The organism is Streptomyces sp. NPDC058401 (assembly GCF_042722885.1).
Taxonomy (GTDB): domain Bacteria; phylum Actinomycetota; class Actinomycetes; order Streptomycetales; family Streptomycetaceae; genus Streptomyces.
On sequence record NZ_JBHXKA010000211.1, the window covers coordinates 1 to 8832 of the forward strand.

Here is an 8832-nt window from a genome sequence, read left to right on the forward strand (position 1 = left end):
CCGGTCGCCATCCTTCCCCCCTGCCGGGGTGTGACCCCCGGGGTCCGGGCAGAGCCCGGGGAACGGGCGAAGGGCGGGTAGGGGACTTCGCTCCGCGCAGCGGCAAGGGGTGCTGCGGGGAACTTCGCCCCGCGCAGCGGCAAGGGGTGCTGCGGGGACTTCGCCCCGCGCAGCGGTGAGGGTGCTGCGCGGGACCTCGGTCAGGGGGCCAGGGCCTCTGGGAGGGGGGTGGTGTGGAGGACGGTGAGGCCGGAGACGGCTCGGGTGAGGCAGACGTAGAGGCGGCGCAGGCCGGTGCGTTCGTCGGGCTCGCCCGCGACGACCTCCGCCGGCTCGTGGAGGACGACGTAGTCGTACTCCAGACCCTTGGCGAGGGACGCCGGCACCAGCGTCAGGCGGGACTCCGCAGTGGTCTCCTCGCCGGGCGAGAGGTAGGGCAGGCCCGCCGCCAGCAGGGCTTCGCCGAGCTCCGGGATGCGTGCGTCCGCCGCGATCAGGCCGATCGACCCCTCGTGGGCGAGGGACGCCCGGCAGGCCGCGATCACCGCCGACGGGAGGTCGGAGGGGACCTCCGAGACGATCAGTGAGCCGGGGGTCTCGCGGACCGAGGAGACGGGGGACAGGCCGGGCGAGATCGCCGGCAGCAGCCGCGAGGCGTAGGCGATCACCTCGCGCGGCACGCGGAAGCCCGCCGTCAGTTCCTCCAGGACCGCGCCGGGCTTGCCCAGGTGCCCCAGCGCCTCGTCCCAGCTCCGCGTGGCCCAGGGGGTCGTGCCCTGGGCGAGGTCGCCGAGGACGGTCGCCGAGCCGGTCGTGCAGCGGCGGCCGACCGCCCGGTACTGCATGGGGGACAGGTCCTGCGCCTCGTCGATGACGACGTGGCCGAGGGAGTGCGTCCGCTCGACCAGGTCCGTGGTCTCGTCGATGAGGACCAGGTCCGCCGCGGACCATTTCACCGACTTCACGCTGCGCGCGGGTTTGGCCCAGAGGAGGAGGTGCTGTTCCGCCGCCGACAGGATCCCGTCCGCGTGGGCCGCGAGGAAGTCGGGGTCGGAGAGGAGGCGCAGGACCAGCTTGGCCGGTTCCACCAGCGGCCACACCGCCTTGACCACGGCCTTTACGGCGGGATTGCGCGCCACCGCGTCCTGGACCCGGTCGTCCGGGGCTTCGCCCGCCTGTTCCATGCGGACGAGGACCGTGTGCGCGATGCGCTGGGGGAGGGCGTCGCGGGCGGCGCCGTAGCGGATGTCGCGGTTCTGGAGTTCGGCGACGATCTCGGCGATCTCGTAGGCGGGTACCCGCCAGCGGCGCGAGCCGCGGACCACCATGAGCGGTTCGACGGGCTCCGAGACGTGTGAGTGGACGGCGCGGCGCAGTACTTCCGCCATCCTGGCGTCGCCCTTGATCACGGCGGTTTCGGCGGCGTCCGCGCCGCGTACCTCCAGGTCCGCGCGGGCGACCAGGTCGTCGACGGTGGCCTGCTTGACCTCCAGCTCGCCGAGGGCGGGCAGGACCTGCTCGATGTAGTGCAGGAAGGAACGGTTCGGCCCGATGACCAGGGTGCCGGTACGGGCGAGGCGGTCGCGGTGCGCGTAGAGGAGGTACGCGACACGGTGCAGGCCGACGGCCGTCTTTCCGGTGCCGGGACCGCCCTGGACGCAGACGGAGCCCGACAGGCCGGAGCGGACGATCTCGTCCTGCTCGGGCTGGATCGTCGCCACGATGTCGCGCATGGGACCCACGCGCGGGCGCTCGATCTCCTGCTGGAGCAGCTTGCTGACGGCCGCCGCCTCGGCGGGGTCGGAGAGGTGCTCGTCCTCGTACGCGGTCAGCTCGCCGCCGGTGTAACCGAAGCGGCGGCGCAGCCCGATGTCCTGCGGGTCGTTCTTGGAGGCCCGGTAGAAGGGCTGGGAGACGGGCGCGCGCCAGTCGATGACCATGGGGTCGCCGCCGGCGTCGTGGACGTGGCGGCGGCCGATGTAGAACTGCTCGCCCTCCGCGCCCTCGGCGAGCTCCGCGCCGGGTGCGTGCAGGTAGTTGAGGCGGCCGAAGAAGAGGGGGGTGTGGGCGAGGTCGGCGAGGGCCTTGATCCGGTCGTCGATCTGGGCCTGGAGGACGACCGCGTTGACCCAGTTCGCGGTGACGTCGCGGATGTCGAGGTTCTCCACGTCCTCGCGCATCGCGCGGAGCGCGGAGCGGGAGGCGGCGAGGTGGGCCCGTTCGCGGCCCAGGGGGTCGGTGGCGGCGGGTGCGTCGGCGGGGTCGGTGACGTGGGCGTGCGCGGGCACGGAACTGCCTCCATCTGCTGAGGACCTGCGTGATGCGGGCGGACGGGCCCGCCGGTTTCCGAGCGGCGGGCGGCGCTCCCGGTGACGCGGCGGGAGGCGGCAAGAGCGGAGATTCTAGTCATCGCGGCGGCGTTGCGCGAATGGATTTAGAGGGGCCGAAAGTCCTTTGGCAGGGTGGCCCCGTACGGGGGTTGTTCGGGCCGTGTCCTCCTTCGGGCAGAGCCCGTAGGGGGCGGCATGGGCCGGGAGGAGGATGCCGGAGAGCTGGAGGTTCAGCCCTCAGAGCGATGTGACAAGCCGGTCGAAAACCGACCATGGATACATGAGCACCGCAACCTACACCCCGGTCCAGGGTCGCCGCCCTCGCGGCGCCACCGCCTCCTCCGACGCCCGCCGCCCCCGCCACAGCGCCGGCAGCGTCCTGCGCGCCGCCAAGGTCTTCGCGGCGACCGCCGTGAGCGTCGTCGTCCTCGGTGAATACGCCGAGGACGCGGGCGTCATACGCCGCTGAGGCGCCCGCGCGCGAGGACCGGGGCGTTGATCCACTAGGGTCGCGCCGTGACCCGGAGTTCCGAGCCCAGCCGCTCTCCGTCGCCCCGCGCCGGTGTGCTGCTCGCGGGCCTGCTGCTCGTGCTCGGCGTACTCTGCGTCGCCCTGCGCATCCCGGTGGCCGATGCCCTCGCCCCCGGCCTCTCCGCCGCCGAGTGGAGCCCGCCCGCCGGGTATCCGCCGTTCGCGGCCATCCTCTTCGCCCCGGCCGCCTGGCTGCCGACCGGCGTACTGAAGGCCGTCCTGGTGGGGGGCAGTGCGGGGCTGTTCGCCCTGCTGATCCTGCTGTCGTGCCGGCTGACGGGACTGCGGGCCCGGCCGGGCGCCGTACTGGCCGCCACCGTCGCCGGGCTGTGGCTGGAGCCGCTGTTCCAGAGCCCGCTGTCCGGGCAGATCGCCCTGGCCCTGGCCTGCCTGGTCCTGTGGGACCTGCACCGGCCGCGCGGCGCGCTCGGCAAGGGCTTCGCGCTGGGCACGGCCGCCGGGATCACCCTGACCCCGGTGCTGCTGATCCCGTACCTCCTGCTGACCGGCCGCATCCGGGCCGGGCTGACCGCCCTGGGCGCCTTCGCGGGCAGCGGCCTGCTCGGGCTGCTGGTCCTGCCCGGGGCCTCCGCGGAGTTCTGGTCCCGGCACCCGCCCACGGGCGGCCGCTCGCTCCTGCTGGGCTGGCCCCACCTGTGGGTCTGGGCCGTCCCGCTGCTCACGGCCCTGCTCGCCGCGCTCCTGCGCCTGCGGTCGCGCTCCGGGCGGCGGGACGGCCGCCCCGTCCGTCAGCCGTCAGCCAGCAGCTCGTCGGCGTCCATGATCCGGTAGGCGTAGCCCTGTTCGGCCAGGAAGCGCTGGCGGTGCGCGGCGAAGTCCTGGTCGATGGTGTCGCGCGCGACGACCGAGTAGAAGCGCGCCTCGTGGCCGTCCGCCTTCGGGCGCAGCACGCGGCCGAGGCGCTGGGCCTCCTCCTGGCGGGAGCCGAAGGTGCCGGACACCTGGATGGCGACCGTGGCCTCGGGCAGGTCGATGGAGAAGTTCGCGACCTTGGAGACGACCAGCACGCTGATCTCGCCCTCGCGGAAGGCGTTGAAGAGCTTCTCGCGCTGCGCGTTGGAGGTCTCGCCCTTGATGACGGGCGCGTCGAGGTGCTCGCCGAGCTCGTCGAGCTGGTCGATGTACTGCCCGATGACCAGGGTCTGCTCGCCCGCGTGCTTGCGCACCAGCGCCTCGGTGACCTTCCGCTTGGTGGCGGTGGTCGCGCAGAAGCGGTACTTCTCCTCCGTCTCGGCGGTCGCGTAGGCGAGGCGCTCCGACTCGGTCAGATTGACCCGTACCTCGACGCAGTCGGCGGGCGCGATGTAGCCCTGCGCCTCGATCTCCTTCCACGGGGCGTCGAACCGCTTGGGCCCGATCAGCGAGAACACGTCCGACTCGCGGCCGTCCTCGCGCACCAGCGTCGCCGTCAGCCCGAGGCGGCGGCGCGCCTGCAGGTCCGCGGTGAACTTGAACACCGGGGCCGGCAGCAGGTGCACCTCGTCGTAGAGGATCAGACCCCAGTCCCGGGAGTCGAAGAGCTCCAGGTGCGGGTAGATGCCCTTCCGCTTCGTCGTGAGGACCTGGTACGTGGCGATCGTGACGGGCCGGATCTCCTTGCGCGTACCGGAGTACTCGCCGATCTCCTCCTCCGTCAGCGAGGTCCGCTTGATCAGCTCGTGCTTCCACTGGCGGGCGGAGACGGTGTTCGTGACGAGGATCAGCGTGGTCGCCTTGGCCTTGGCCATCGCCCCGGCGCCGACCAGCGTCTTGCCGGCGCCGCAGGGCAGCACGACCACGCCGGAGCCGCCGTGCCAGAAGCCCTCGACGGCCTGCTGCTGGTACGGGCGCAGCGCCCAGCCGGTTTCGTCGAGCTCGATCGGGTGCGCTTCGCCGTCCACGTACCCGGCGAGGTCCTCGGCGGGCCAGCCCAGCTTGAGCAGGGTCTGCTTGATCTGTCCGCGCTCGGAGGGGTGCACGGCGACGGTGTCGGCGTCGAGGCGCGCGCCGACCAGCGGGGCGACCCGCTTCGACCGCAGGATCTCCTCCAGCACCGGCCGGTCGGTGCTGGTGAGGACCAGCCCGTGGACGGGGTGCTTGGAGAGGGTGAGCCGGCCGTACCGGGCCATGGTCTCGGCGACGTCGACGAGCAGGGCGTGCGGCACGGGGTAGCGGGAGAACTCCACGAGCGCGTCGACGACCTGCTCGGCGTCGTGCCCGGCGGCGCGCGCGTTCCAGAGCCCGAGGGGCGTGATCCGGTACGTGTGGATGTGCTCGGGAGCACGCTCCAGCTCGGCGAAGGGCGCGATGGCCCGCCGCGCGGCCGCGGAGAGCTCGTGGTCGATCTCGAGGAGGAGCGTTTTGTCACTCTGGACGATCAGTGGACCATTCACACGCAGCGCCCCGTTTCACTCTGGCCAAACCTCCAGTGTGCCGCATCCCCGCATGTTCAGGAACATGGCGCTCGGAGCACCGACGGGGACCCTCCGGTGGCGAAGGCGAGGATCTCGGGGGCGGCCTCGCGCAGGGTGGGGAAGTGGCGGTGGGCCTCGGGGTGGGGTGCGGGGGTGTTGACCGTCCAGACCGTCATGCCCGCCGCGAGGCCCGACCGGACCCCCGAGGGGGCGTCCTCGATGACCAGGCAGTGGGCGGGGTCGGCGCCGAGGAGGGCCGCGCCCCGCAGGTACGGGACCGGTGAGGGCTTGCCCTCGGTGACGGCGGCGGCGTCCACGAGGACCTGCGGCACGGGCAGGCCGGTGCGGTCGAAGCGGCCGCGCACCCGGTGCTCGTAGTTGGAGGTGACCAGGCCCCAGCTCCCGGCGGACAGGGCGGACAGCAGTCCGGCGGCGCCGTCGAAGGCGGCGTAGTTGCCGGAGCGGACGTCCTCGTCCTCCAGCTCGTGCAGCGCGGCCAGGCAGGCGTGCGGGTCCTGGTCCGGGGCGACGGCCGCGAAGGTTTCCATCGGGCGGGTGCGCAGGGCCACGGCGTACACCGCGTCCGGGTCCAGCCCGTGGCGGGCGGCCCAGGTGGCCCAGACCCGGCGCTGGTTGGCGACGGCGTCGACGAGGGTGCCGTCGACGTCGAACAGGACGAACCGGCGGGCCGCAACGGGCGGGACGGGCGAGACGGGCGGGATGGACGGGACGGGAGCGGTGGCTGCGTTGGTCACCGGCGGATCATGCCAGGCCGCGCAGGAGCAGCTCCAGGCCGCCCTCGAACTCCCGGTCCGGGGTGATCGTGCGGGCGTCGCGGGCGGTGGCCGTCATGTACGGGAACTCGTCCGGGGGGAGATCGGCGATGGCGGTGGTTCCGGGGCCGGACAGCGGGCCGAGGTGTTCCAGCTGCGTGGCGCCGAGCACGTAGGAGATGAGCGCGCGCAGCGCGAGCACCCGCGCCTCGGCCTCGATGCCGGCCTCGGTGAGGACGCCGAGCACGGTTTCCGACCAGCGCAGCCCGCTGGGCGAGCGGTGCCGGTGCGTCAGGGAGAGCGGCAGGACCTCCGGGTGGGCGCCCATGGTGTCGCGCAGGCGGCGGGCCAGGACCGTGATCCGGCCGGGCCAGGGCCCGGGGGGCGGCGGGGTGGTGTCGACGGCGCTGAGGAGGAGTTCCACGACGAGCGCTTCGAGTTCCTCGCGGCCCGGGACGTAGCGGTACAGGGCCATGGGGCTGGTGCCCAGCTCGGTGGCGACGGCGCGCATGGAGAGGCCGGCGAGTCCGTCGCGGTCGATGACGGCGAGGGCGGCGGCGGCCAGCTGGTCCGGGGTGTGCGAGCGGGGGCGCGGCATGACGGTTGACAGCGTACGGCATACGCCTACGCTGGGGAGGTAGGCGTACGACATACGCCTACGCCTGTCGAGGAAGGGCCTCCCATGCTCGAACCCGGTTCCGTCGTACCCGCACGCCTGCTCACGCCCGTCACGGCCGTCACGCCCGTCGCCACAGAGGGCGTCCCCGTCCCCGTCCCCGTCCCCGATCCGCAGCGGCTCGTCCATCTCCAGTTCCGGCGTTTCGCCGGCTGTCCCGTCTGCCACCTCCACCTGCGCTCCGTCGTCCGGCGCCACGCCGAGATCGAGGCCGCCGGGATCCGGGAGGTCGTGCTCTTCCACTCCTCCGCCGAGGAACTGCGCCCGCACACCGCCGACTTCCCCTTCGCCGTCGTCGCCGATCCACGGCAGCGGCTGTACCGGGAGTTCGGCGTCGAGTCCTCCCCGCGCTCCCTGCTGGACCCGCGCGCCTGGGGCCCGGTGCTGTGGGCGATCGCCCGGTCGGCGGCCGAAGTGGTGCGCGGCCGGGAACGGCTCCCGGCACCGCGACAGCCGGGCGGGCGGCTCGGGCTGCCCGCCGACCTGCTGATCGGGCCGGACGGCAGGGTGGTGGCCGCAAAGTACGGGGAGCACATCTACGACCAGTGGTCCGTCGACGAGCTGCTCCGGCTGGCCGCGGCGGCCCGAAACTCCGTGGGGAGCCGGGGAGCGCTTGCGTAGGGTCGCGGCATGAGTAGCGATCAGCAGAGCTTCGTACCGCCGGCCGAGGTGTTCGAGGTGCCCGTCCGGCTCGTCGGGGAGGGCTTCCGGCTGGAGCCCCTCGGGCCCGAGCACAACGAGGGGGACCTCGCCGCCTGGAGCGGGAGCATCGACCACGTGCGCGCGACGCCCGGCTTCCTGGGGGACTGGCCGCCGGAGGAGGGGATGAGCCCCGAATCCAACCTGGCCGACCTGGTGCGCCACGCAGCGGACTTCGCCGAGCGGCGCGGATTCACGTACAGCGTCCTGGACGGCGAGCGGGACGGTACGGGCGAGGTCATCGGGTGCCTCTACATCTACCCGGCGAGGGAGGAGCCGGAGCGCGTCCACGTGACCTCCTGGGTGCGCGGCGACCGGGTCGCCTTCGACAAGACGGTGTACGAGACCGTCGCGCGCTGGCTCGCCGAGGTCTGGCCGTTCGACGCGGAGAGCATCGACTACGCGGCGAGGTGAGCAACGCCGAAGGGGCCCGGCCCACGCACTGCGTGGACCGGGCCCCTTCGGGCGTCGTACGGGCCGACTAGATCCGAAAGCGACGGCCTAGCCGCGGACGGTGCGCCGACGGCGGGCGAACCAGGCGGCCGCGCCGCCGACTACGACGAGGGCGGCGGCCAGACCGGCGTACAGGGCGGTGTGGGAGTCGGAGCCGGTGTGCGCCATGGAACCGGTCGCGGGGGTGTTCTCCGCGACGGGGGCGGCCGGAGCGCTCGGGGTGGCGGCGGAGGCGGTCGGGGCCGGGGCGGTGGCCGCGGGGGTGGAGGGTGCGGACGTGGCCGGGGCGGGCGCGGTGGTCGCGGCCGCCGGGCCCGTCTTGAAGGTCAGGGAGCCGGCGTTGGCCTCCGTGACCTCGTTGCTGAAGCTCGACGCGCGCAGCTTGAAGTCGCCGGCGGCCGCCGGGTAGTTCTTGCCGAGGCCGATGGTGACCTTCCAGGTCATCTTGGCGCCGGCCGGGATCTCGAAGCCGTCCTGGGCGTTCTTGCCCGCCGGGTAGAACAGGCCCTGCCACTCCCCGTCCTGCTGTCCGATCTTGGACTCGGTCGCGGGGGCGTTCACCGCGTCGACCTTGTAGACCACGTCGGCCTGCTGGAGCGGGGCGGTGCCGGTCGGGTCGAGGAGCATCCACGGGTGGTAGGCGGAGGGCTTGTCCGTCGCGTTGGTGACCGTCAGCTCGAAGCTCTCGGTTGCGCCGCCGCGGGTCAGCGGGCCGCTGGGGGCCGGGGCGCTCATCGTGGTCTTCAGCGCCTGGGGGTTGTTCTCGTCGGCGGAGGCCGTCGTCGGCATCAGGACGGCGGCGGCGATGGCGGCGGCGACGGTGGCGGCGGAAGCGGTGCGCAGGGCGGCGGGGCGGAGGGCGGCGGTGCGAGCGGACATGGTGGACTCCCCCAGGACCTGCGATGACGAACACGGGGGAAACGCAACGGCGCGGGGGCCAGGCACATGGTGTGCCC

Annotated in this window: 9 protein-coding genes; 4 read left to right on the plus strand and 5 right to left on the minus strand. The window is 73.4% G+C overall.

Annotated features, from left to right (window positions below):
- Positions 1–200: 200 nt before the first annotated feature.
- The gene (locus ACFWNV_RS37975; RefSeq protein ID WP_383956359.1) at positions 201–2288 is read right to left on the minus strand and encodes a HelD family protein; all 2088 of its coding nucleotides are present in this window, start codon (positions 2286–2288) and stop codon (positions 201–203) included.
- Between the two features lie 322 nt (positions 2289–2610).
- Between ACFWNV_RS37975 and ACFWNV_RS37980 the strand changes: the two genes are divergently transcribed.
- Together ACFWNV_RS37980 and ACFWNV_RS37985 are read left to right on the plus strand one after the other, a co-directional pair.
- Entirely contained in the window at positions 2611–2799 is a 189-nt protein-coding gene (locus tag ACFWNV_RS37980) for a hypothetical protein (protein ID WP_383956362.1), read from the plus strand.
- Positions 2800–2846: 47 nt separating this feature from the next.
- Positions 2847–3653 carry a glycosyltransferase family 87 protein gene (locus ACFWNV_RS37985; RefSeq protein ID WP_383956365.1) on the plus strand — a complete coding sequence of 269 codons (807 nt, stop codon included), beginning with the start codon at positions 2847–2849 and terminating at the stop codon, positions 3651–3653.
- Here the strand turns inward: ACFWNV_RS37985 and ACFWNV_RS37990 are convergent.
- Genes ACFWNV_RS37990 through ACFWNV_RS38000 form a run of 3 tightly spaced genes read right to left on the minus strand, consistent with a single transcriptional unit; the run spans position 3611 to position 6646 of the window.
- Entirely contained in the window at positions 3611–5254 is a 1644-nt protein-coding gene (locus ACFWNV_RS37990) for a DNA repair helicase XPB (protein ID WP_383956367.1), read from the minus strand. The two genes, ACFWNV_RS37985 and ACFWNV_RS37990, sit on opposite strands and share 43 nt — an antisense overlap.
- Before the next feature lie 56 nt (positions 5255–5310).
- On the minus strand, positions 5311–5997 hold the full coding sequence (locus tag ACFWNV_RS37995; protein ID WP_383956382.1) for an HAD family hydrolase: 687 nt from the start codon (positions 5995–5997) through the stop codon (positions 5311–5313).
- A 40-nt stretch (positions 5998–6037) separates the two neighbouring features.
- Positions 6038–6646, minus strand: a complete 609-nt coding sequence (locus tag ACFWNV_RS38000) for a TetR/AcrR family transcriptional regulator (protein ID WP_383956370.1) — start codon at positions 6644–6646, stop codon at positions 6038–6040.
- A gap of 84 nt (positions 6647–6730) precedes the next feature.
- On the opposite strand from ACFWNV_RS38000, the gene ACFWNV_RS38005 reads away from it, so the two are divergent.
- Positions 6731–7345: a peroxiredoxin-like family protein gene (locus tag ACFWNV_RS38005; protein WP_383956373.1), complete on the plus strand. Its 615-nt coding sequence runs from the start codon at positions 6731–6733 to the stop codon at positions 7343–7345.
- 9 nt (positions 7346–7354) lie between these two features.
- A complete protein-coding gene (locus ACFWNV_RS38010) occupies positions 7355–7837 on the plus strand; it encodes a GNAT family N-acetyltransferase (RefSeq protein WP_383956376.1) in 483 nt (160 codons plus the stop codon).
- Positions 7838–7924: 87 nt separating this feature from the next.
- On the opposite strand, the gene ACFWNV_RS38015 is transcribed toward ACFWNV_RS38010, so the two are convergent.
- On the minus strand, positions 7925–8755 hold the full coding sequence (locus tag ACFWNV_RS38015; RefSeq protein WP_383956379.1) for an LAETG motif-containing sortase-dependent surface protein: 831 nt from the start codon (positions 8753–8755) through the stop codon (positions 7925–7927).
- Positions 8756–8832: the final 77 nt, after the last annotated feature.

What these genes read in the sequence shown, in the direction of transcription:
- ACFWNV_RS38005 (WP_383956373.1), top strand. Translation starts at nt 6,731, where the DNA reads ATGCTCGAACCCGGTTCCGTCGTACCCGCACGCCTGCTCACGCCCGTC.
- ACFWNV_RS38010 (WP_383956376.1), top strand. Translation starts at nt 7,355, where the DNA reads ATGAGTAGCGATCAGCAGAGCTTCGTACCGCCGGCCGAGGTGTTCGAG.
- ACFWNV_RS37980 (WP_383956362.1), top strand. Translation starts at nt 2,611, where the DNA reads ATGAGCACCGCAACCTACACCCCGGTCCAGGGTCGCCGCCCTCGCGGC.
- ACFWNV_RS38015 (WP_383956379.1), bottom strand. Translation starts at nt 8,755, where the DNA reads ATGTCCGCTCGCACCGCCGCCCTCCGCCCCGCCGCCCTGCGCACCGCT.
- ACFWNV_RS38000 (WP_383956370.1), bottom strand. Translation starts at nt 6,646, where the DNA reads ATGCCGCGCCCCCGCTCGCACACCCCGGACCAGCTGGCCGCCGCCGCC.